The organism is Geodermatophilus sp. SYSU D01119 (genome assembly GCF_054049975.1).
Genome location: NZ_JBJGYL010000022.1, coordinates 38,237 through 59,953, shown reverse-complemented (window position 1 = coordinate 59,953; position 21,717 = coordinate 38,237). Strand labels below are relative to the sequence as shown.

Below are 21,717 nucleotides of genomic sequence, written 5' to 3'. Positions count from 1 at the left end.
GTCGAAGGCTCAGTCGCCCGCAGTCAGAGCTAGGCGGGCCAACTCTCGGAGCCGTTGGCAGTGCTGAAGCTCCTTGCTGTCGCTCGAGACTGGCAACACGCGGTCGAGGTCACGCAGTCTGCTCCGCAGGACCGACTGACGGGTCGAGTCGAGCCGCCCTCCGCTGAGCCACGACGAGACCACCCCGGCAACGTCTGCGTCGAGCATGACCATGTCGACGCCGCTGGGCTCCTTGTCTCGCCATCGACCGGGGAACTTCGCTCGCTCGTGCTCGTCGTACAAGCGCCTCGCTGTCTCGCGCGGCGCTGGATCTGTCGTCACGCCGTCATTGTGCTGTCGAGCCAACTCCCGGTTCGCAGCGGCATGTTGCGCCGGGGTCGCGTCCTGACCGCCAGGTGGTGTCCCCCAGAGAGCGTGCTGCCGTCCCTGAGCGGCCCACTCAGGGACAGATGCGGCCCTGCGGCTGGGCAGCGGCTACTGGCCGGGCAGGAAGCTACCGATGTATGCAGTCATGACGCCCGCACCGACCTCTCCGACTAGGTCGCCGATAGCGCTGGCGGCCTTACGCAAGCGGCTCTTCTCCTCCGGATCGTCTGTCTGACTGGCCGCTTGCCGAAGGAGGCTCGCGAGCCGTTCGGTGGCATCGTCAGCGTCGGGGTGGAGTCCGGTAAGAAGATATGCCTCGCCCGCGACGTCATCGACGGAGAAAGACGTCATTGTGGCCGTGGTCGTGACAAGCCCTCGACGTTCCAACGCGGCGATGCCTCGGCGGACCTCATCAGCAGGCAGGCTGATGCCCTCAGCGATATCCGCTTCCCCAACCCAATGTTCGCCCTCATCGATTCGCCGGGTGACCTCAACCAAGATCGGGAAGTCACGGCTGGCCCACTTGTCAGCGAGCGGCTTGTTCGTCACGCGGTCAGTGTCCGCATGAAAGGTCGCAGCAGCGCCCAACGACACGGAGACCGCACAGGATGCCGTGGGGTCCCGGTGGCCGCTGGCCTCCCCATGGCCCTCAGCGGCCCACTTTGGGACAGCTCCGCGAGCTGACGGGGCGCGCTACGGTCCCCTGCGTCGTCCACGACGGCCCGCCGGCGCCTCGATCGCCCAGCCGCCCTACGCAGACGGCACCTGGGCGTCATGGACGCCGTAGTCCATAACTCCGCGAGCACCCAGAGTTGTCCATCAAACCGTCGCGGCTATCGACGTGGTGCCGCTCAGCGGCCAGCGGGTGCACCCCCATCTCCGCGCACCACGTCCCCACGCTTCGAGGCCACGTGGGTAGGCGGTGGCCGTCTTGTCGGCGTGACCAACGAACCAACCGGCGGTGAGGCGGAAGAAGGGATCGTCGGCAGATGAGCTGGGAAGGCGGTCAAGCGGAGCAGGTCGAACGGCGGGCACTGGAGTGCCGATCGCCGCTGGCTGGGACGAGGCTCATGGCTTCATCCGCTGCTCGAGGATTCTGGTGATCTCACCTAGCGACTTGGCCGCATGGTGGACGGTTTTCTCCGTCGCGAACATCCGCTCGGAGAAAAAGGCCCAGTCCAGCACAAACATCTCCTCATGGGTCTCTCCGAACGTGTCCTCGTATGTGACGCGGATGTCGTGACGACTCAGCGGTTGCCCGGTGCTGTGACGCTCAGCGGTGCTGTCCAGGAACGTCCTCCACTGCTGCCGGGGGGCAAGAACCGGTATGGCTGCGGGCAAGGCCACGTCTTGCGTGCCACCGGTGCCGTTGGTTCGAGTGAGTGACGGTGTCGAGGTCACGGCTACGTTGCGAGCCACCGTCGACCCCAAGTTCTCGATGACCAGCTCGACGAAGTGCTGCGAGATGCGCTCAAGCGAACGGGCGTAGACGACGACGTAGGCCTGAGCCTGCTCGCGGCGCACGCGTCGGGCTTCCTTCAGCTGACCCCACGCAACGACGGCCGCAGCGATGGCTGCGGCGAGGGTGAGCAGCGCGGCGCCGGCCGCGACCACCGACCCCCACGCCTGCCATGTGTCAGTCCAGGGCGGCGCTTCCTCGCTCGCGGCAACCAGGATGGAGAGGGGGTCAGAAGGCACCGACTGACGCTAGCCGCGGGGTGCGACAAGACCGTGAGATGGCGTCCTCCATCTCCGGATCCTGGCGCGGCGTTCTCTGGAGCTAAAGATGCCCTAGACGTACGGCGGGCGGACCCGGCCGAAGCCGGGTCCCGGTTCGTCCGCGCCGGAGTAGGCGTGTCTAAAGCCGCCTTCAGGGACACCTCGGTTCACCGATCAGCGGACTCGGCCACGCGTCTTGAGGCTCCGCGCAACCCGACTTCACGCCCCACCCAGTGCCCCGCAGCTCGCACTGGAGACACGCAAGATCAAGAGGGACACACCTCATGCACTCGGCGTCCGAGAACTCGTTGGGACGGGTTCCGAGACCCCAGACGGTGAGTGACTTGGCCGCTTGGGCGACCGCTCGTCAGAAGAGGACGGGCGGAGCGGCCAAGCCCATCCGCCGCTGGACGAGGGCAAGCAGTTCTTTGAGGTCGTCACGGGCGGCCTGCACAGGTTCAACGTCACGTAGCCCAGCCGGCGTCCGCTCGATCCGGGCGATGACCTTGTCCTTGCCGCGCCGCACGAACAATCGGTCCTGCGCGACGTCAGCCCACCAGGACACCTGCAGGGTCGGGACGGTCGACGGCGCCCACCACCCTGCCCACTCAGGGCTGTCGAGCCGGTCAAAGAGATCGTGCAGGGTCCGCCAGTAGAGCTCGGGGACGTCGTTGGTCGGTCCACCCCCGATGCCCAGGATCCGGCGCTCCGCCGGATCGGGGACCACCAAAAGGACAGTCTCCTCAGGCCCGTCTCCCACGGCGGAGCGACTGTCGGGCTCCCTGGGTTCCGGGGTGGACGACGCCTCCTCGATCGCAGCGTCCGGCCGACCCGGCAGTCCCGCCGACTGCAGCAGCTTGAGTCGAGGAGCCCCATCCACTCCCTCGTCGACGGCGACCGCGCACAAGCCGGCGTCGTCGCCGACGAAGTCGACGCACGGCACCACCTCGAGGCGGTCGGCGGCGGACCAGCGGAGCGTCCTTGCCGCACGTCGGTAGCCCTCCACGGTCGTGAAAGCGACCTGCTCCGGTGACGTGGCGCGCTTCGTGCCGTCTCCGTCGGTGACTTCCAGGACCAGGCGGCCGAAGCCGTCGGGCATCGTCCGGAAGACGCAACGTGCGCGCCAACGCCGTCCGGGCGAGGACTTCCACGCGCTTGCCCAGGTGAAGACGAAGCCGGCGTCGATGACCGCCTGGCTCGCGGCTTCCAGGGCGGACGGGTCCAGGCCGCGGAAGGACGCGAGACCGCGAACTGCAGCGTGGACGGCCTCCAGGATCACCCGGTGCTGAGCGTCCAGCACCAGGTCCGCGAAGCCCGAAGCGACCCGCACGGCGGCCGACTCGAAGCCTTCCCACACGCGGTCGGTGGACAACGGAGACACGACGACGGTCCGGCGCGGATCAGCGGGCACCCGCACCAGCCGGCCGTCGGTGTCGATGAAGATGCGCAGGGTCGAGACGGTGTGCGGTAGGGCGTGGTCGCCTAGAGAGCCGCTGTAGGCGTCGCAGATGCCGCGCGAGACCTTCGCGAAGGCATCGCCGTCTCGGTCGTGCTCGTGCCACCGCGTGCCCCACCACCCGGACGTCGGGTAGACCTCCACGGTCCGGAAGTACGGCACCAGCACCCCTCAAGCGGCCGATCAGCGACATGAGCAGTCTCGTGGACCGACCGCCCGCCATCGCCGCAACCGACGCCTCGACACCCCCGTAGGGGCCATTCGCACCGGTGGGTCGCGTCCGCAGCCGGCTGGAGCCAGGACCGCCCTCCCCTGGTGGTCCGTCAACGCATCAGGTCGGACTGCAGAAGCACTGGAGAAGGTCGAGAGGCGTTCCTCGCCTCGCTGAGGCTTTCCACAGGGCCGCGCGGATCCACAGATCCCGCTTAGCCGGCCTCACTGAGATGGGACAGCGCTAGGTCCGGGACGAGAGCGGCAACGGGGTCGCTCCATCCCACTCGAGGAGTGCGACGTGGCCAGCATCGCCCGCCGCCCGGACGGCATCCATCGCGCGCGCTTCCGCGACGCAGCCGGCCGGGAGCACGCCCGGCACTTCAAGCGGAAGGTCGACGCCCAGCGGTGGCTCGACGAGATGACCGCGGCGATGGTCACCGGCCAGTACGTCGACCCTGCGGCCGGCCGGCTGACGGTCCGCGAGTACGCCGAGCAGTGGCGCGCTGCCCAGGTGCACCGGCCCACCACGGCCGCACATGTCGAGACGATGCTGCGTCGGCACGTCTACCCGACGCTCGGGCACAAGCGCCTCGGCTCGGTCCTGCCCAGTGACATCCAGGGGCTCGTCAAGCGGTTGTCGGCCGACCTCGCGCCGGCCACCGTCGGCGTCGTCCACCGCATCCTCGCCGCGGTCTTCAAGGCCGCCGTCCGTGACCGCCGGATCGTCGCCTCGCCCTGCGAGGGCACCCGGCTGCCGAAGGTGCACCGAGGTCGCATCGAGCCGCTGTCCTGGGAGGCCGTCCAGGCGCTCACGGACGCGATGCCCGACCGCTACCAGGCGCTCACCACGCTGGCCGCCGGCACCGGCCTCCGGCAGGGCGAGGTCTTCGGCCTCACGGTCGACCGCATCGACTTCCTCCGCCGCCAGCTCACCGTCGACCGGCAGCTGGTCACCATCCCCGATCGCGCTCCGTACCTCGCGCCGCCCAAGACCCAGGCGTCGGTGCGCGTGGTCCCGCTCCCCCAGGCCGCCCTCGACGCCCTGGCGGCCCACCTGGCGGAGTGGCCGACCGACGAGCTGGTCTTCACCACGGAGCTCGGGGCACCCATCCGCCGGACGGCCTTCTCCGCCCGCGTGTGGCGGCCGGCCGTGCGGCGGGCCGGCCTCAGCGGCGTCACGTTCCACTCGCTGCGGCACTTCTACGCCAGCCTGCTCATCCGGCACGGCGAGTCGGTGAAGACCGTCCAGGCACGGCTGGGCCACGCGTCGGCCGCCGAGACGCTCGACACCTACAGCCACCTGTGGCCGGACTCCGACGACCGGACGCGGGCCGCCGTCGACTCGGTCATGCGCGGATCTGCGGACTACGTGCGGACTGAGCACCCCCTCTAACCATGTATGTGCTGGTCAGAGAGGGTGCGACGGACGAGTCGGCCTGTACGCCGGGTTCTGTCCTCGGGCGCCTCGCGGCCTCCCGATGGGCGGTCATCCATCTAGGCCCGCCGTTGCCGGCGGGCTCGAGCGGTCCACCCGCAGGCATCGGGCGGGCAGCCCTCGAACGCCTGCGCAGGACGACGGTTCCCCGCCGTCCCTTCTCGACCTTGCTCCGGGTGGGGTTTACCGAGCCGCACCGGTCACCCGGTGCGCTGGTGGTCTCTTACACCACCGTTTCACCCTGACCAGCCGCGTCTCCGGAGAGGCGCTGCTGGCGGTCTGTTCTCTGTGGCACTGTCCCGCGGGTCACCCCGGGTCGCCGTTAACGACCACCCTGCCCTGTGGAGCCCGGACGTTCCTCGGCGACGGGGTCTCCCCCGCCGACGCGACCGCCCGGCCGACTCGTCCGTCGTGCCGGTCAGTCTACGGGTCGCCCCGGGATCAGTTGTCCGGCTCGTGCAGCGGCTGGTTGCCCTCGCCGACGACGACCGGCCCCGCGCCCGAGCCCCACTGCCACTCCGCCACCTCCGGCAGGTCCTCCCCGTGGGTGCGGATGTACCGCCGGTGCTCGATCAACCGGTCGCGGAGCCGGTCGCGCAGGTGGGCGCCGCGGGAGCGCAGCCGCGGCACCCGGTCGATCACGTCGATCGCCAGGTCGTAGCGGTCGATGCCGTTGACGACGCACATGTCGAACGGCGTCGTCGTCGTGCCCTCCTCCACGTAGCCGCGCACGTGGATGTTGCCGTGGTTGGTGCGCCGGTAGGTCAGCCGGTGGATCAGCCACGGGTAGCCGTGGTAGGCGAACACGACCGGCTTGTCGGTGGTGAAGTACGCGTCGAACTCGGCGTCGGAGAGCCCGTGCGGGTGCTCCCGGTCGTCCTGCAACCTCATGAGGTCGACGACGTTGACCACCCGCACGCGGAGGTCCGGGAACGCCGAGGTGAGGATCTCCGCGGCCGCGAGCGTCTCCATCGTCGGCACGTCGCCGGCGCAGCCGAGGACGACGTCGGGCTCGGCGCCGGCATCGGTGCTCGCCCACTGCCAGATGCCGATGCCCTTGGTGCAGTGCTCGACGGCGGCGTCCATGTCGAGGTACTGCAGCGCCGGCTGCTTGCCCGCGACGATCACGTTCACGTACTGCCGGGTGCGCAGGCAGTGGTCGGCGACCGACAGCAGCGTGTTGGCGTCCGGCGGCAGGTACACCCGGATGACGTCGGCCTTCTTGTTGACGACGTGGTCGATGAAGCCCGGGTCCTGGTGCGAGAAGCCGTTGTGGTCCTGCCGCCAGACGTGCGAGGTGAGCAGGTAGTTCAGCGACGCGACCGGCCGCCGCCACGGGATGTCGTTGGTGGTCTTCAGCCACTTGGCGTGCTGGTTGACCATCGAGTCGACGACGTGGATGAACGCCTCGTAGCAGGAGAAGAAGCCGTGCCGGCCGGTCAGGAGGTAGCCCTCCAGCCAGCCCTGGCACAGGTGCTCCGAGAGCACCTCCATGACCCGGCCGTCGGGCGCCAGGTGGTCGTCCTCGGGCTCCCGCCGCGCCATCCACGTGCGGTCGGTGGCCTCGAGCACCGCGCCGAGCCGGTTGGAGTTGTTCTCGTCGGGCGCGAAGACGCGGAAGGTCTGCGGGTTGCCGCGCATGACGTCGCGCAGGAACTGGCCGAGCACCCGCGTGGCCTCGACCGCGCCGGTGCCGGGCTCGGGCACGGGGACGGCGTAATCGGTGAACGCGGGCATGCGCAGCGGCTGCAGGAGCAGCCCGCCGTTGGCGTGCGGGTTGGCGCTCATCCGGCGGTCGCCCTCCGGGTGGAGGTCGCGCACGGCCGGCACGGGTGCGCCGGCGTCGTCGAACAACTCCTCGGGGCGGTAGCTGCGCAGCCACTCCTCGAGCACCCGGCGGTGACCGTCGTCCTCGCGCGCGTTGGCGAAGGGCACCTGGTGCGAGCGCCACGAGCCCTCGACGCGGTGCCCGTCGACCTCCGCCGGCCCGGTCCACCCCTTGGGCGAGCGGAGCACGATCATCGGCCAGCGCGGCCGCTCCGTCACGCCGCCCTCCCGGGCCCGCCGCTGGATGTCGGCGATCTCGTCGAGGCAGCGGTCGAGCGTCGCGGCGAACTGCTGGTGCATGAGCGCCGGGTCGTCGCCCTCGACGACGTACGGCGTGTGCCCGTAGCCGCGCAGCAGGGCATCGAGCTCCTCGGGCTCGATGCGGGCCAGCACCGTCGGGTTGGCGATCTTGTAGCCGTTCAGGTGCAGGATCGGCAGCACGGCGCCGTCGCGGGCCGGGTCGACGAACTTGGTGGTGTGCCAGCTCGCGGCCAGCGGCCCGGTCTCGGCCTCGCCGTCCCCCACGACGGCGGCGACGACGAGGTCCGGGTTGTCGAAGGCGGCGCCGTAGGCGTGCACCAGGGCGTAGCCGAGCTCGCCGCCCTCGTGGATCGAGCCGGGCGTCTCGGGCGCGACGTGGCTCGGGATCCCGCCGGGGAAGCTGAACTGGGTGAACAGCCGCTTCATCCCCGGCTCGTCCTGCGACACGTCGGGGTAGACCTCGCTGTAGGTCCCCTCCAGCCAGGCCGACGCAACCGGACCCGGACCGCCGTGGCCCGGGCCCATCACGTACATGCAGTCGAGGTCGCGCGCGGCGATCGCCCGGTTGAGGTGCGCGTAGACGAAGTTCAGCCCCGGCGTGGTGCCCCAGTGGCCGAGCAGCCGCGGCTTCACGTGCTCCGGGCGCAGCGGCTCGCGCAACAGCGGGTTGTCCATGAGGTAGATCTGGCCGACCGACAGGTAGTTGGCCGCCCGCCACCAGGCGTGGATGCGGGTGAGCTCCTCCTGCCCCAGCGGCCCGGCGCCGTCGGGGGCGGTGATCTGCTCGCGCGTGCTGGCCTCGGTCACCGTCGTCCTCCCGGGGACTGGTCGCGGTCGACGCCCCCACCCTGGCGGACCTCCGGGCGCGCCGCAGGACGGCCCGGGGTGTCCGGTCGGCGAACACCGCGCGACGAGGTGCACCGGCACACCGGAACTCCCCGGTCCCCGTTGCCGGGTCCGGCGGGCCTCCCTACGGTTGCCCCGTCCGGACGGCCCTTCCCGCCCCAGCCGGGGTGATCCGCCCGGACGCCGCCGAGTCGCGGACCACCGAACGTGGCCGCGAGCCGGGGACCCACCGCGTCACCGGGGTGAGTCCCACCGCCCGGTCCTCCCGGGAGGTGGGTAGGGCGTCATCCCCGCCCGAACCCGTCAGCTGACCCGGTAGGCGGCCACGGGAGAAACGGAGAGCCGCGACACGGGGAGCGCCGTCGGCGCCTGCCCCGACGCGCCCCGCCCTCAGACACCCACGCCGCGGCCCGCGACCGACGCCGGCCGCCGCGCCTCCGGGATCCGGACCCCGACCGGCCTCCGCTCCGGCCCCGCCGTGGGCTGCCGCGCGCCGTCCCGGACCCCGTGCCCTCCCCTGCCCCGCGACGGGCGCCTGCCGAGCAGACGGCGGGACCGCGCGGGGCCCCACGACAGGAGCTCTCCTCGTCATGCGCAGAAACGTCTTCCGCCGCACGCTCACCGTCGGCACCGCGACCGTCGCGATCTGCCTGGCCGGCCAGTCGGCCGCCTCCGCCGACCGCCCCTGGGACGGCGACCGGCACGACCGGGGCGGCTGGTCCGAGCACTGGTCCGGCCGCGGGGACGCCGCCCCGGCGCCCACCGCCGCACCCGCCGCCGCACCCGCGCCCGCCGCGGCTCCCGCACCGGCCGCCGCACCCGCGCCCGCCGCCACCGCGGCCACCGCCGTCGCCGCCGTCGCGACGGACCTCACCGGCGCACCGACCCCGACGTCGACCGCCTACAGCGCCTGGGCGCCGCACGTGCGGCCGGCCGTCGCGGAGGTCGCCCAGGCCTTCGCGGTGTCCACCGTCCTGACCCGGCCCGGGCACTCCCCCACGCAGGAACTGGCCGCCGACTTCATGGTCCACGCCGACGCGGCGAAGGGGGACGCGGTCGCCAGGTACGTCATCGACAACGCCGAGCGGCTGCGCGTCGAGTACGTCATCTGGCAGCAGCGGATCTGGCTGGTCGGCGGGTCCGGCTGGCAGGCCATGGCCGACCGCGGGTCACCGACGGCCAACCACATGGACCACGTCCACGTGAGCTTCCTGCCGTGACCTCCGCCTGAGGGGGAGGCGGCCGGCGCGCTCAGCCGGCGTAGAGCGCGAAGCCGGTGACGCGCCGGCCGTCCACCTCCGGCGTCGCCATCTCGACCTGTCGCCGTGCCTGCTCCTCGACCGGGTCGTCGGACAGCGCCTCGAGGTAGCGGCGGTGCTCGGCCAGCGAGGCCACCGCCCGGTCGACGACGCCGGTGACGTCGACGGTGTGCGTCGCCCCGACCGGCGTGGAGACCGCGACCCAGCGCACGCCCCGCCACGGCTCCTGCCCGGCGAGCTCGGGGAAGATCCACTCGTTGGCGGCGTCGCCCACCGCGTCGATCACGGAGCGGCCCAGCGCCCGGTGGTCGGCGCTGTTCCAGTAGGCCGGGGCCACGCCCGGCGGCGTCCAGGTCTCGCCGAAGTGCATCGTCACCACCAGCTCCGGCCGGTGCCGGCGGATCGCCGCGGCCAGCGACCGGCGCAGCTCCAGCCCCTCGACGAGCCGGCCGTCGGGGTGCCCGAGGAACTCGACCACCGAGACGCCGACCACCGCCGCGGACGCCCGCTGCTCCCGCTCGCGCAGCGGCCCCGCCTCCCCCGGCGGCAGCCCGGCGATGCCGGCCTCCCCGCGGGTGGCCAGCACGTACCGGACGTCCCGCCCGGCGTCGGTCCACGCGGCGACGGCGGCCGCGCACCCGTACTCGACGTCGTCGGGGTGGGCGACGACCACCAGCGCCCGCTGCCAGTCGGAGGGGAACGGCTCGGGCGAGGTCACGCCCGACCCCGCGCCACCCGCAGCGCGGCGCCGATCATCGGCGCCTGCAGGGGCAGCCGGACGACGGCCGCGGCCAGCAGCGCCGGCCTCCCCCGCGCCACCCGGAAGTGGTGCAGGTGCGCCGGCACGAACGACGCCAGCAGCCCGGCCGCGGCCCAGCCCCCGGCCCGGCGGGTGGGCGGGGCGGCCAGCAGCGCGGCGGTGGCCACCTCGGCCACCCCGCTGCCGAGCACCCAGGAGCGGGCGCCGCCGAGCTCCGGGGGCACCAGCCACTCGTAGGTCCGCGGCCGCACCAGGTGCAGCACGCCGGATCCGCCGAGGGCGGCGGCCAGCCAGGTCGCCGGGGCGGGGAGGCGCATGGCGCCACCGTAGGCTCCCGCCCCGTGTCCGCCGCCGACCTGGTCATCGCCGCGGCGGTCTCGCTCCTCGCCGGCGTCATCAACTCGATCGCCGGCGGCGGGTCGCTGATCCTGTTCCCCACCCTGGTCGCGCTGGGCCTGCCCACGGTGGCGGCCAACGTGACCAACTCGGTGTCGCAGTGGCCCGGCTACCTCGGCGGGATGCTCGGCTTCCGCCGCGAGTACGCCGGCCAGCGCGGGCGGCTGGTGCGCCTCGGCGTCGTCGCGGTGCTGGGCGGGACGGCGGGCAGCGTGCTGCTGCTGACCACGCCGACCGAGGCCTTCGACGTCGTCGTCCCGGTGCTCGTGCTGCTCGCCAGCCTGCTGCTGGCGGCGCAGCCGCTGCTCACCCGCCGGCTGCGCGACCGCGACGACGGCGCCGTGCGCGACCCGTGGTGGCTCTACGTCGCGCTGTTCCTCGCCACCGTCTACGGCGGCTACTTCGGCGGGGCGCTCGGCGTGATCCTGGTCGGTGTCCTCGGGACGGCGCTGCACCGGCTGGCGCTGGCCAACGCGCTCAAGTCGGCGCTGTCGGCGGTGACGGCAACGGTCACCCTGGTCGTCTTCGGGCTGTTCGGGCCGATCGCGTGGGAGGTGGTCGCCGTCGCGGCGCCGGCCAGCCTGGTCGGCGGGTTCGCCGGCGCGCGGATCGCCAGCCGCATCCCCGCGACGCCGCTGCGGGTGCTCATCGTGGCCTTCGGCGTGGCGGTCTCGGTCTACCTGTTCACCCGGGTCTGAGGTGACCGACCCGGTCGCGCTCGGCACCGCCGGCGTGGTCCTGGCCGCCACCCTCGCGGCGGCGACGGCCGGTACCCGGCGGGTGCCCCCGGCGGCGGTCGCCGTGGTGGGCGCGGTCTACCTGGTGGCGGTCGGCGCGGTCGGGTTCGCCGCGGCCGAGACGGCGGTGCGCGAGGTGCTGCCCACGGTGGCGTTCCTCGTCGTCGTGCTGGTGCTCGCCGACCTCGCCGACCGGGAGGGCGTGTTCACCTGGGCGGCTGCGGCGACGGCCCGGCGGGCGGGGCGCTCGGCCGGCGCGCTGCTGGGCCGGGTGGTGCTGCTCGCCGCGGGGGTGACGGCGCTGCTCAGCCTGGACGCCACGGTCGTCCTGCTGACCCCGGTCGTGCTGGCCACCGCGGCACGGATGGGGCTCCCGGCGCGGCCGCACGCCGTCGCCACCGGGCACCTGGCCAACTCCGCGTCGCTGCTGCTGCCGGTGTCGAACCTGACCAACCTGCTGGCCTTCTCCGCGAGCGGGCTGTCGTTCCTGGCCTTCGCCGGGCTGATGGCCGGGCCCTGGGTGGCCGCGGTCGCCGTCGAGTACCTGGTGCTGCGCCGGCTGTTCCGCGCCGACCTCGCGGTGCCCGTGGCCGCGCCCGTCGCCGAGGTGCCCCCGGCGCCGCGGGCGGCCCTGGCCGTGGTCGGGCTGACCGCGCTCGGCTTCGGGGCCGCATCGCTCGCGGGCCTGCCGCCGGCGTGGCCGGCGGTGGCGGGCGTCGCCGTCCTGGCCGCCCGGCTGGTGCGCCGCCGGCGGCTGGCGGCGGCCGACGTCGTGGCCGCCGCCGACCTGCCGTTCGCGCTGTTCGTCTGCGGGCTGGCGGTGGTGGTGCAGGCCGTCCTCGGCGCCGGGCTCGAGCAGGGGCTGGCCCGGCTGCTGCCCGACGGCGAGGGCCTGGGCGAGCTGCTGGCGGTCGCCGTCGTCGCCGCGGTGCTGGCCAACGTGGTCAACAACCTGCCGGCCACGCTGGCGCTGCTCCCGGTGGCCGCGGCCGTGGGCCCGGGCGCGGTGCTCGCCGTCCTGGTGGGCGTGAACGTCGGGCCGAACCTGACCTACGCCGGCTCGCTGGCCAACCTGCTGTGGCGCCGCGCGCTCGGCAGCGGGGCACCGTCGGCCGCGCGGTTCAGCGCCATCGGCCTGGCGACGGTGCCGCTGACGCTGCTCGCGGCCACCGTCGCCCTCTGGCTCGCCCTCTAGCTCACTCCCCGCCGCGGCCGGGCTCGCCGATGGCGATCATCGCCTCGACCGCGCGGCGGGCGCGGGCGGCGGTCTCCGGGTCGACGTCGACGGCGCCCTCGCCGCTCCGCAGCGTGTGCAGCAGCTTGGCCGGGGTGATCATCTTCATGTAGCGGCAGGCGGCGCGCTCGTTCATCGGGATGAACGCCGTCCCGCTGTTGAGCGCCCGCAACTGGTGCAGGATGCCGACCTCGGTGGCCACGAGCACCTGGCCCGACGAGGTCCGCGCCGCGGCCTCGACCATGCCGCCGGTGGACAGCACGCGGGTGCGGTCGGCGGGCAGGTCGCCGTGGCTGACCAGGTCGAGCACCGAGGTGGTGCAGCCGCACTCGGGGTGCACGAGGATCTCCGCGTCGGGGTGGGCGGCGACCTGCGCGCGGACGTCGGCCGGGCTGATGCCGGCGTGCACGTGGCACTCCCCCGCCCACACGTGGATGTTCTCCCGCCCGGTCACGCGCTTGACGTGCGCGCCGAGGAACTGGTCGGGGCAGAACAGGACCTCGCGGTCCTCGGGGATCGACCGGATGACGTCGGCCGCGTTCGACGACGTGCAGCAGATGTCGGTCTCCGCCTTCACCGCGGCGGTGGTGTTGACGTAGCTGACGACGACGGCGCCCGGGTGCTGCGCCTTCCACTCGCGCAGCTGCTCGGCGGTGATCGAGTCGGCCAGCGAGCAGCCGGCCGCGTGGTCGGGCAGCAGCACCGTCTTGTCCGGCGAGAGGATCTTCGCCGTCTCGGCCATGAAGTGGACGCCGCAGAAGACGATCTCGCGGGCGTCGGTCTGCGCGGCGACCCGCGACAGGTACAGCGAGTCGCCGGTGAAGTGGGCGACGTCCTGGATCTCGGGCACCTGGTAGTTGTGCGCGAGCACGACCGCGCCGCGCTCGTCGGCCAGCCGGCGGACCTCCGCCGCCCAGGTCTCGTACTCGGCGGGCGACAGGGTGCGCTCGTCGCCGGCGACGGCGGGGGTGGCGGGCGCGATGGTCGCGGTCACGGGGCTCCTCGGAGATGCGGGGGGCTCATCGTCCCCGTCCCGCCGTCAGGGGCCGGACCGGGGTGTGCCCGGTGCAACGCCGGCCGCCCCGGCCCGCTTCCCGCCGGGCCTTCCCGCCGGACCTCACCGCCGGACCTCACCGCCGGACGTCGTACACCAGGAACGTCACCCGGCTGCCCTGCACCACCCGCGGGTCCTCGAACAGGACCTCCGGCGGGCCGCCCGCGCCGAAGTAGGGCCGGCCCGAGCCGAGCACCACCGGCACCTGCGCCAGCACCACCCGGTCGACCAGGCCCGCCCGCAGCGCCTGCCCGCCGACGTCGCCGGCGCTCACCGTGACGTCCCGGTCGCCCGCGAGCTGCCGCGCCCGCTCGACCGCCGTCGGCACGTCGGGGGCCAAGGAGAACGGCGCGGTGTCCCGGTGCGGCCAGTCGTCGGCCGGGCGGGAGGTCACGACGACGACGTGCTCGCCGTTGGGCGGCACGCCGCCCCAGCCGTCGGTGAGGTCGAACAGCCGGCGGCCGCAGACGATGACGCCGACCCGCGACGCGAACTCCCGCAGGAATCCCGCCGTCGGGGCGGTCACCCGGAACGGCCGGCCGGGGTCGCTGAAGGTCACCTCGACGTCGCCGTTGCCGTACCACTCGAACAGCGGCCCCGGCATGTCGTCGTCGCGGCCGACGAACCCGTCCAGCGACACCGCCGCGAACAGCACCACCGCGCCCATGGCGCACCTCCTGCGTCCCGGCTCCCCGGCGGAGCCGCTGCGGTACAGACGACGCCACCGTCCTCAACTCATCGGTTGACGACGCGAGGTGAGGCCGGACACACCCGGCCCGGACCTACGATCTCCGCGCCGCACCGACCTCAGTCAAGGGACCCCCATGCGCCGTCGCCCCCTGCCCCTCGTCCTGGCCGCCGCCACCACGCTCGCGGTCGTCGCGTGCGCGCCGCAGGAGGAGTCGACCGACGCCGGCGCCTCCTCCGGCAGCGGCTCGGCCACCACCGGCGCCTGCACGCCCGACGAGCTCGACACCCTCGAGCCGGGCACGCTGACCATCGCCACCGACCAGCCCGCCTACGAGCCGTGGATGGTCGACGACACCCCGGAGAACGGGGAGGGCTTCGAGTCCGCCGTCGCCTACGCCGTCGCCGAGCAGCTCGGGTACGGCGAGGACGACGTCACCTGGACGCGCGTGCCGTTCAACGCCGCCATCCAGCCCGGACCGCGGCCCTTCGACTTCGACATCAACCAGTTCTCCATCACCGAGGAGCGCCGGCAGGCCGTCGACTTTTCCTCGCCGTACTACACGGTCAGCCAGGCGGTCATCACCACCGCCGGCTCCGCGGCCGACGGCGCCGCGAGCCTCGACCAGCTGCGCGGCCTGCGCCTGGGCGCCCAGGTGGCCACCACCAGCCTCGACGTCCTCACCACGGTGATCGACCCCGAGACGGACCCGGTCGTGTTCAACACCAACGACGACGCCAAGCTCGCGCTGCAGAACGGCCAGGTGGACGCCATCGTCGTCGACCTGCCGACGGCCTTCTACATCACCGCCGCCGAGCTCGACAACGGCGTGATCGTCGGCCAGATCGAGGACTCCGGCGAGGGTGGCGACCAGTTCGGCCTGCTCCTGGCCAAGGACAGCCCGCTCACCGACTGCGTCAGCCAGGCCGTCGACGCCCTGCGCGAGGACGGCACGCTCGCCGACCTCGAGCAGCAGTGGCTCTCCGACGTCGCCGACGCGCCCGTCCTGTCCTGAGCACCGTCCTCCCCGGCGGGGCGCTGCCCCCGCCGAGCGCGCTCGAGCTCGAGCGCCGGGCCTGGCGCGCCCGCCGGGCCCGGCGCTCGACGCTGGTCGCGCTGGCCTCGACGCTGCTGTTCGCCGTCGTCGCCTACCTCGCGGTCACCCGGTCGCCGGGCTGGCCGCGGGTGCAGGCCACCTTCTTCTCGCCCTCGGCCGCGCTCGACGCGCTGCCGGAGATCGCCGAGGGTCTGCTGGTGAACCTGCAGGTGCTCGTCGTCGGCGGGCTGCTCGTGCTCCTCGTCGGGCTGGGCACCGCCGCGCTGCGCACCCTGCGCGGGCCGGCGTGGGCGCCGCTGCGGATCCTCGCCACGGTCTACGTCGACCTCTTCCGCGGCATCCCGCTGATCATCGTGCTGTACCTGGTCGGCTTCGGGTTCCCGGCGCTGGGCCTGCAGGGCGTGCCGACGTCGCCGTTCGTCCTCGGGACCGCGGCGATCGTGCTCGTCTACTCCGCCTACGTGGCCGAGGTGTTCCGCGCCGGCATCGAGTCGGTGCACCCCAGCCAGCGCGCCGCCGCCCGCTCGCTCGGCCTCACCCACCGCCAGACGATGCGGATCGTGGTGCTGCCGCAGGCGCTGCGCACGGTCACCCCGGCGCTGCTCAACGACTTCGTCGCGCTGCAGAAGGACGTCGGCCTGATCTCCGTGCTGGGCGCGATCGACGCCGTCCGCTCCGCGCAGATCCAGGTCGGGCAGACCTTCAACTTCACGCCCTACGTCGTCGCCGGGCTGCTGTTCGTGCTGCTCGCCGTCCCGTCGGCCCGGCTGGCCGACGCCGTCACCGCGCGGGCGCGCCGCCGCCAGCAGAGCGGATCGCTGCTGTGACCGTCCTCGAGCTCCGGAACATCGTGAAGGCGTTCGGGCCGAACGTCGTGCTGCGCGGCGTGGACCTCGCCGTCGACGAGCACCGGGTGGTGGCGCTCATCGGCGGGTCGGGGTCGGGCAAGTCGACGCTGCTGCGCTGCGCGTCGCTGCTGGAGACCGTCGACGACGGCCAGGTGCTGCTCGACGGCGAGGACGTCACCGACCCGCGGGTCGACGCCGACCGGGTGCGCCGGCGGATGGGCGTCGTCTTCCAGGCCTACAACCTCTTCCCCCACCTGTCGGTGCTCGACAACGTGACGCTCGCGCCGACCGCCGTGCACGGGCGGTCCACGGCGGAGGCGGTCGAGGAGGCGCGCGGGCTGCTGGCGCGGATCGGGCTGGCCGACAAGGCCGCCGAGTACCCCGACCGGCTCTCCGGCGGCCAGCAGCAGCGGGTGGCGATCGTGCGCGCGCTCGCCGTCCGCCCCCGGGTGCTGCTGCTCGACGAGGTGACCAGCGCGCTGGACCCCGAGCTCGTCGGCGAGGTGCTCGCCCTCGTGCGCGAGGTGGCCGCGCAGGGCATGACGATCGTGATGGCCACCCACGAGATGGGCTTCGCCCGCCAGGTGGCCGACACGGTGGCCTTCCTCGACGGGGGCGTGCTGCTGGAGTCCGGCCCGCCGGCGCAGGTGCTCGGCGAGCCGGAGCACCCGCGCACCCGGCAGTTCCTCTCCCGGGTCATCGACGCGGGCCGCCTGTAGTCCGCGAGATCTGCACACTCGGGGCTCGCGCGCGCGAGAGCCCCGAGTGTGCAGATCTCGGGCTACCGCAGGTGCGCGGTGTCGTTGACGACGCGGACCGAGGTGCGGCCGTCGGAGCTCCACGCGACCGTCGACAGCGACGCGGCCTCCAGGAACACCCGGTGCACGACCTCGTCGCCGACGCCGAGGCCCGCGGCCAGCAGCAGCTTGATCGGCGTGACGTGGCTGACCACGAGCACCGTCCTCCCGGCGTGCCGCTCGAGCAGCCGCGCCCGCGCCCGGGCCACCCGGCGGGACACGTCGGCCACCGACTCGCCGCCCGGCGCGGCCACCGTCACGTCGGACATGAACCGGCGGGCGGCCAGCGGGTGCCGCTGCTGCGCCTCGGCGCCGGTCAGGCCCTCGAGGTCGCCGAAGTCGAGCTCCACCAGGTCGTCGTCGAGCTCCACCGGCAGGCCGAGCGCACCGGCCACGACCTCCGCGGTCTCCCGCGTGCGGCGCAGCGGCGAGGCCACGACGACCTCGATGCCCAGCTCCTTCGCGCGGACCGCGGCCGCCTCGGCCTCCGCGCGCCCGGTGGCCGACAGCGGCAGGTCGTTGCGGCCGCTGTAGCGCCGCTCGGGGGTGTGCTCGGTGCGCCCGTGCCGCAGCAGGTGCGTCACCGTGGTCACCGGCGGTGCGGGCTCGGCGGCCGGCTGGACGTCGTCCTCCACCACGGTGGGCTCGGCGGCGAGGTCGCGGTGCACGGGCCGGCCGTCCATCGCGCTGTTGGCCAGCGCGTCGGCGGCGCCGTTCTGCGCGCGCGGCACCCACGTGTAGCGGACGCTGCCCAGCCGCCGGGCGATCTCCCGCGCCTGCACGGCCAGCTTCTGCATGTCCGGGTGCTTGATCTTCCAGCGCCCCGACATCTGCTCGACGACGAGCTTGGAGTCCATCCGGACCTCGACGTCGGCGCTCGCGTCCAGGTCGAGCGCGGCCTGCAGCCCGGCCACCAGCCCGCCGTACTCGGCCACGTTGTTCGTGGCCCGCCCGACCGAGGCGGCACGCTCGGCGAGCACCCGCCCGGTGTCGGCGTCGCGCACCAGTGCGCCGTAGCCGGCCGGCCCGGGGTTGCCCCGGGAGCCGCCGTCGGCCTCGACGACGAAGCGCCGGCTCACAGCCCGGACTCGGCGGTGCGGACGAGGATCCGGCCGCAGTTCTCGCAGCGCACGACCTCGTGCGGGTCGGCGTTGCGGACGGCGGCGAGCTCGCGACCGTTGAGCTCGATGCGGCAGCCCTGGCACTGGCGCGCCTTGAGCATCGCCGCGCCGGTGGTGCCGGTCTGGGTGCGGATGCGGTCGTACAGCGCCAGCAGCGGGGCGGAGATCCCGCCGGCGACCTCGTCCCGCGCGGCCTGGTGCCGCGAGGTCGAGTCGGCGATGTCGGCGAGGGCGTCGTCGCGCAGCTGCTCGGCCCGCTCGCGGTCGGCGACGGCCGAGGCCCGCCCGGTCTGGGCGGCGACCAGCGCGGCGTCGGCGGTCTCCCGGCGCTCCATGAGCTCGAGCACCTGGTCCTCGAGGTCGGACTGCCGCCGCGCGAGCGACTGCAGCTCCGACTGCAGCGAGGTGATCTCCTTCGGCGTCGCCGCCCCGGAGTCGATCCGGGACCGGTCGCGGTCGGCGCGCTGCCGGACGGTGTCGACGTCGGCCTCGAGCCGCTTCTGCTCCCGGTCGAGGTCGCGCACCTCGGTCTCCGCGCGGACCTCCGCCTCGGCGAAGGTGCGCTCGGACTCCGCGGCCGCCTCGACGGCGGCGACCTCCGGCAACGTCCGCTTCCGGTGGGCGAGCTGGGTGAGCGCGACGTCCTCGTCGGCCAGCGCCAGGAGCTTCTGCTGCTCGAAGTGGTCGGCCTTCACCCGCTCAACCTACCTGCGGGCGGTCTCGCCTCCCGTCGCTCCGGGCGGGGCGGACTCCAGCGGGTCGGGCAGGTCGCGGAAGGTCGGGTCCTCGCGCTCGGCGGTGTAGTCGGCCGGCGCGGTCGCGTCGACGCCGTCGGACACCTTCATCGCCCGCAGCACCACCGTGACCAGCACGGCGACCAGCAGGTTGGCCAGCAGCGCGAGCAGCCCGGTGTAGACGCTGGAGGCCACGTCGAGGCCCAGCTTGGACAGCGCGAACGACGAGCCGCCGAAGTGCTCGCGCACGACCGTGCCGTCCGGGCCGAGGCGCGGGATGTTGTAGAGCATGAGCAGGCCGGAGGCCATGCCGGCGAACCAGCCGGCGATGAGCCCGCCGCGGTGCAGCCAGCGGGTGTAGAGGCCCAGCGCCACGGCCGGCAGCGTCTGCAGGATGATCACGCCGCCGATGAGCTGCAGGTCGATGGAGAACTGCGGGTCGATGAACAGGATCGCCGCGACCGCGCCGAACTTGACCACCAGCGAGACGATCTTGGCGACCTGCGCCTCCTGCCGCGGGGTGGCGTCCCGCTTCAGGAACTCCTTGTAGATGTTGCGGGTGAACAGGTTGGCCGCGGCGATGGACATGATCGCCGCGGGCACCAGCGCGCCGATGCCGATGGCGGCGAAGGCGACGCCGGCGAACCAGCTCGGGAACATCTCCTGGAACAGGACCGGCACGATCGTGTTGCCGTCCTCGCCGATCGGCGTGACGCCGGCGGCGATGGCCATGAAGCCGAGCAGCGCGATGAAGCCGAGCGCCAGGCTGTAGACCGGCAGCGCGCTCATGTTGCGCTTGAGGACGTCGCGGTTGCTGGCGGCCAGCACGCCGGTGAGCGAGTGCGGGTAGAGGAACAGCGCCAGCGCCGAGCCCAGGGCGAGGGTCGCGTAGCCCAGCTGCCCGGTCGCCGGGAGGATCACCCCGGCGCCGGTGCCGGCGGAGAACTTCTCCTCGGCCGCCCCGAAGATGGCGTCCCAGCCGCCCAGCTTCACCGGGATGACGATGACCGCGACGATGATCGTCAGGTAGATCAGCGTGTCCTTGACGAACGCGATGAGCGCCGGCGCCCGCAGCCCGGAGTTGTAGGTGTAGAGCGCGAGGATGACGAAGGCGACGATCAGCGGGAGCTCGCCCTCGACCCCCATCGCCTTGAGGATCGCCTCGATGCCCACCAGCTGGAGGGCGATGTAGGGCATCGTCGCGACGATCCCGGTGAGGGCGACCAGCAGCGCCATGCCCGGGGAGTCGAACCGGGCGCGCACGAAGTCGGCCGGGGTGACGTAGCCGCGCACGTGGCTGACCGACCACAGCCGGATCACCACGAGGAAGACCAGCGGGTAGATGACCACCGTGTACGGGACGGCGAAGAAGCCGGCCGCGCCCGCGCCGAACATCAGCGCCGGGACGGCGACGAACGTGTAGGCGGTGTAGAGGTCACCGCCGAGCAGGAACCAGGTGACCCAGGTGCCGAAGTTGCGCCCGCCCAGGCCCCACTCGTCGAGGTGCATGAGGCTCTCCGCGCGCCGCCAGCGCGAGGCGACGAACCCCAGCACCGTGACGACGACGAAGAAGAAGACGACGATCGACAGCTCGACGACGTTGACCCCGTCCACGGCTCAGCGCCCCCCGTCCCGGTCGGTGTCGTGTGCGGTGGTGTCGTGAGCGGCGGTGTCCCGCGGTGCGCTGTCCCGCGCGACCGCGGCGCGGGCGGCGGCCTGGTCGGCCGGGCTGCGCCGGGTGGCCCGGTAGACGACCACCGTGGTCAGCACGCCGAGGGCGACGAACAGCAGCTGCACCCAGTAGAAGAACGGCCAGCCGAACAGCGTGGGCTCGACGCGGTTGAACAGCGGGACCAGCAGCGGCACCACGATCGGCACCAGCAGCAGCCAGTTCCACGGGCTGCGGTCGCTCCGGACGGGCGCTGCGCCCGCCCTCCCCTGCCCGCCTGCGGGCGGTGTCACCGCGCTGGCCATCCGGTCCCCCTCCTCCGCCGGCCCGTCAGGCCGGGTCGTTCCCCGTCGTCGAGGCCCGGTGCACCGTCCAGGGGTCGGTGCGCACCCGCGAGGCGGACACCGCGACCCGGCCGGACAGGTCCGCGGCCAGCACGTCGGCGACCACGGGCACCCAGGGCCACTCGGACGCGAAGTGTGTCACGTCGCACAAGGCCGGTCCCCCGCCCTCCCGGGACTCCGAGACGGGGTGGTGCCGCAGGTCGCTGGTGAGCAGGACGTCGGCGCCGGCGGCCGCGGCGGCCGGCAGCAGCGAGCCGCCGCTGCCCCCGCAGACGGCGACCGTGCGCACCGGGCGGTCCGGGTCCCCGGCCGCGCGGACGCCGCCCTCGGTGGCGGGCAGCACCGCCGCGGCGTGCGCGGCGAACCCGGCGAGGGTGGTCGGCCGCGGCAGCTCCCCCACCCGGCCCAGCCCCTGCCGCGAGCCCGGCGCCACCGGCTCCAGCGGCCGGGCGCCGGTGAGCCCGAGGACGGCGGCCAGCGCGTCGTTGACGCCGACGTCGGCGGCGCGGTCGGCGTTGGTGTGCGCGACGAACAGCCCGCACCCGGCGCGGACGAGCCGGTGCACCAGCCGCCCCTTCGGGTCGTCGGCGGGGACGCCGTGCACCGCGGTGAGGAACAGCGGGTGGTGGGTGACCAGCAGCTGCGCCCCGGCGGCGACGGCCTCGTCGACGACGGCGGCGACCGGGTCGACGGCGACGAGCACCCGCTCGACCGGCTCGTCCGGGTCGCCGCACACGAGCCCGACGGCGTCCCAGCCCTCGGCCAGCGCCGGGTCGTAGCGGGCCTCCAGCGCGGCGACGACCTCGCCCAGGGTGGCGGTCACGGCCGCCGACCCTAGAGGCCGGGCCGGTCGGGGGACGCCGGCAGGAGGGCGAGCAGCCGACCGGCGCCGGGGC

General features: G+C 73.6%; 20 protein-coding genes, 1 other RNA gene and 1 riboswitch. Of the genes, 7 read left to right on the top strand and 14 right to left on the bottom strand.

Features of this window, described 5'->3' with window-relative positions; all coding sequences use genetic code 11:
- Positions 1 to 474 precede the first annotated feature (474 nt).
- From ACI79X_RS16675 to ACI79X_RS16665, 3 genes are all read right to left on the bottom strand, one after another.
- Positions 475 to 915 carry a hypothetical protein gene (locus tag ACI79X_RS16675; protein WP_457026533.1) on the bottom strand — a complete coding sequence of 147 codons (441 nt, stop codon included), beginning with the start codon at positions 913 to 915 and terminating at the stop codon, positions 475 to 477.
- Between the two features lie 519 nt (positions 916 to 1,434).
- Entirely contained in the window at positions 1,435 to 2,064 is a 630-nt protein-coding gene (locus tag ACI79X_RS16670) for a hypothetical protein (RefSeq protein WP_457026532.1), read from the bottom strand.
- 388 nt (positions 2,065 to 2,452) lie between these two features.
- On the bottom strand, positions 2,453 to 3,703 hold the full coding sequence (locus ACI79X_RS16665; protein WP_457026531.1) for a hypothetical protein: 1,251 nt from the start codon (positions 3,701 to 3,703) through the stop codon (positions 2,453 to 2,455).
- Between the two features lie 349 nt (positions 3,704 to 4,052).
- Here ACI79X_RS16665 and ACI79X_RS16660 point away from each other — a divergent pair, with 349 nt between their 5' ends.
- Positions 4,053 to 5,147 (top strand): site-specific integrase, encoded by a 1,095-nt coding sequence (locus ACI79X_RS16660; RefSeq protein WP_457026530.1) that lies wholly within the window; start codon positions 4,053 to 4,055, stop codon positions 5,145 to 5,147.
- A gap of 30 nt (positions 5,148 to 5,177) precedes the next feature.
- On the opposite strand, the gene rnpB is transcribed toward ACI79X_RS16660, so the two are convergent.
- Together rnpB and ACI79X_RS16650 are read right to left on the bottom strand one after the other, a co-directional pair.
- An RNA gene (rnpB, locus tag ACI79X_RS16655) (RNase P RNA component class A) lies at positions 5,178 to 5,594 on the bottom strand.
- 36 nt (positions 5,595 to 5,630) lie between these two features.
- Positions 5,631 to 8,084, bottom strand: coding sequence for a phosphoketolase family protein (locus ACI79X_RS16650; protein ID WP_457026529.1), 2,454 nt, complete (start codon positions 8,082 to 8,084; stop codon positions 5,631 to 5,633).
- Positions 8,085 to 8,312: 228 nt separating this feature from the next.
- Positions 8,313 to 8,460, top strand: a riboswitch (cyclic di-AMP (ydaO/yuaA leader).
- Between the two features lie 253 nt (positions 8,461 to 8,713).
- Here ACI79X_RS16650 and ACI79X_RS16645 point away from each other — a divergent pair.
- Positions 8,714 to 9,343: a hypothetical protein gene (locus ACI79X_RS16645; RefSeq protein WP_457026528.1), complete on the top strand. Its 630-nt coding sequence runs from the start codon at positions 8,714 to 8,716 to the stop codon at positions 9,341 to 9,343.
- Positions 9,344 to 9,374: 31 nt separating this feature from the next.
- Here ACI79X_RS16645 and ACI79X_RS16640 read toward each other — a convergent pair whose 3' ends face one another.
- Entirely contained in the window at positions 9,375 to 10,100 is a 726-nt protein-coding gene (locus tag ACI79X_RS16640; RefSeq protein ID WP_457026527.1) for a PIG-L deacetylase family protein, read from the bottom strand.
- Positions 10,097 to 10,459: a DoxX family protein gene (locus ACI79X_RS16635; protein WP_457026526.1), complete on the bottom strand. Its 363-nt coding sequence runs from the start codon at positions 10,457 to 10,459 to the stop codon at positions 10,097 to 10,099. Before ACI79X_RS16635 ends, ACI79X_RS16640 begins: the two co-directional genes overlap by 4 nt.
- Before the next feature lie 24 nt (positions 10,460 to 10,483).
- Here ACI79X_RS16635 and ACI79X_RS16630 point away from each other — a divergent pair, with 24 nt between their 5' ends.
- Positions 10,484 to 11,236 (top strand): sulfite exporter TauE/SafE family protein, encoded by a 753-nt coding sequence (locus tag ACI79X_RS16630; protein ID WP_457026525.1) that lies wholly within the window; start codon positions 10,484 to 10,486, stop codon positions 11,234 to 11,236.
- A 1-nt stretch (position 11,237) separates the two neighbouring features.
- Positions 11,238 to 12,470: an SLC13 family permease gene (locus ACI79X_RS16625; protein WP_457026524.1), complete on the top strand. Its 1,233-nt coding sequence runs from the start codon at positions 11,238 to 11,240 to the stop codon at positions 12,468 to 12,470.
- A gap of 1 nt (position 12,471) precedes the next feature.
- Here the strand turns inward: ACI79X_RS16625 and nadA are convergent, their stop codons facing one another.
- Both nadA and ACI79X_RS16615 read right to left on the bottom strand, forming a co-directional pair.
- Positions 12,472 to 13,503, bottom strand: coding sequence for a quinolinate synthase NadA (gene nadA, locus ACI79X_RS16620; protein WP_457026523.1), 1,032 nt, complete (start codon positions 13,501 to 13,503; stop codon positions 12,472 to 12,474).
- 136 nt (positions 13,504 to 13,639) lie between these two features.
- Entirely contained in the window at positions 13,640 to 14,230 is a 591-nt protein-coding gene (locus ACI79X_RS16615) for a dihydrofolate reductase family protein (protein WP_457026522.1), read from the bottom strand.
- A gap of 157 nt (positions 14,231 to 14,387) precedes the next feature.
- Here ACI79X_RS16615 and ACI79X_RS16610 point away from each other — a divergent pair, with 157 nt between their 5' ends.
- The 3 genes from ACI79X_RS16610 to ACI79X_RS16600 are packed head-to-tail and all read left to right on the top strand — an operon-like array spanning position 14,388 to position 16,875.
- A complete protein-coding gene (locus ACI79X_RS16610) occupies positions 14,388 to 15,266 on the top strand; it encodes an ABC transporter substrate-binding protein (protein WP_457026521.1) in 879 nt (292 codons plus the stop codon).
- On the top strand, positions 15,227 to 16,135 hold the full coding sequence (locus ACI79X_RS16605; RefSeq protein ID WP_457026520.1) for an amino acid ABC transporter permease: 909 nt from the start codon (positions 15,227 to 15,229) through the stop codon (positions 16,133 to 16,135). Before ACI79X_RS16610 ends, ACI79X_RS16605 begins: the two co-directional genes overlap by 40 nt.
- On the top strand, positions 16,132 to 16,875 hold the full coding sequence (locus tag ACI79X_RS16600) for an amino acid ABC transporter ATP-binding protein (protein WP_457026519.1): 744 nt from the start codon (positions 16,132 to 16,134) through the stop codon (positions 16,873 to 16,875). The genes ACI79X_RS16605 and ACI79X_RS16600 overlap by 4 nt, the downstream gene beginning before the upstream one ends.
- A 62-nt stretch (positions 16,876 to 16,937) precedes the next feature.
- Here ACI79X_RS16600 and ACI79X_RS16595 read toward each other — a convergent pair whose 3' ends face one another.
- From ACI79X_RS16595 to ACI79X_RS16575, 5 genes are read right to left on the bottom strand one after another with little or no spacing between them, the layout of a single operon-like run.
- On the bottom strand, positions 16,938 to 18,032 hold the full coding sequence (locus ACI79X_RS16595) for a bifunctional RNase H/acid phosphatase (protein ID WP_457026518.1): 1,095 nt from the start codon (positions 18,030 to 18,032) through the stop codon (positions 16,938 to 16,940).
- A complete protein-coding gene (locus ACI79X_RS16590) occupies positions 18,029 to 18,769 on the bottom strand; it encodes a zinc ribbon domain-containing protein (protein WP_457026517.1) in 741 nt (246 codons plus the stop codon). The genes ACI79X_RS16595 and ACI79X_RS16590 overlap by 4 nt, the downstream gene beginning before the upstream one ends.
- Before the next feature lie 9 nt (positions 18,770 to 18,778).
- Positions 18,779 to 20,422 carry a monocarboxylate uptake permease MctP gene (gene mctP / locus ACI79X_RS16585; protein WP_457026516.1) on the bottom strand — a complete coding sequence of 548 codons (1,644 nt, stop codon included), beginning with the start codon at positions 20,420 to 20,422 and terminating at the stop codon, positions 18,779 to 18,781.
- Positions 20,423 to 20,425: 3 nt separating this feature from the next.
- Positions 20,426 to 20,782 carry a DUF3311 domain-containing protein gene (locus tag ACI79X_RS16580; protein WP_457026515.1) on the bottom strand — a complete coding sequence of 119 codons (357 nt, stop codon included), beginning with the start codon at positions 20,780 to 20,782 and terminating at the stop codon, positions 20,426 to 20,428.
- 25 nt (positions 20,783 to 20,807) lie between these two features.
- Complete coding sequence (locus ACI79X_RS16575) at positions 20,808 to 21,644, bottom strand: Nif3-like dinuclear metal center hexameric protein (RefSeq protein ID WP_457026514.1); 837 nt, start codon at positions 21,642 to 21,644, stop codon at positions 20,808 to 20,810.
- Positions 21,645 to 21,717: the final 73 nt, after the last annotated feature.

Excerpts from the sequence above, each read along its gene's own strand:
- ACI79X_RS16580 (WP_457026515.1), bottom strand. The coding sequence starts at position 20,782 with ATGGCCAGCGCGGTGACACCGCCCGCAGGCGGGCAGGGGAGGGCGGGC.
- ACI79X_RS16645 (WP_457026528.1), top strand. The coding sequence starts at position 8,714 with ATGCGCAGAAACGTCTTCCGCCGCACGCTCACCGTCGGCACCGCGACC.
- ACI79X_RS16610 (WP_457026521.1), top strand. The coding sequence starts at position 14,388 with ATGCGCCGTCGCCCCCTGCCCCTCGTCCTGGCCGCCGCCACCACGCTC.
- ACI79X_RS16635 (WP_457026526.1), bottom strand. The coding sequence starts at position 10,459 with ATGCGCCTCCCCGCCCCGGCGACCTGGCTGGCCGCCGCCCTCGGCGGA.
- ACI79X_RS16615 (WP_457026522.1), bottom strand. The coding sequence starts at position 14,230 with ATGGGCGCGGTGGTGCTGTTCGCGGCGGTGTCGCTGGACGGGTTCGTC.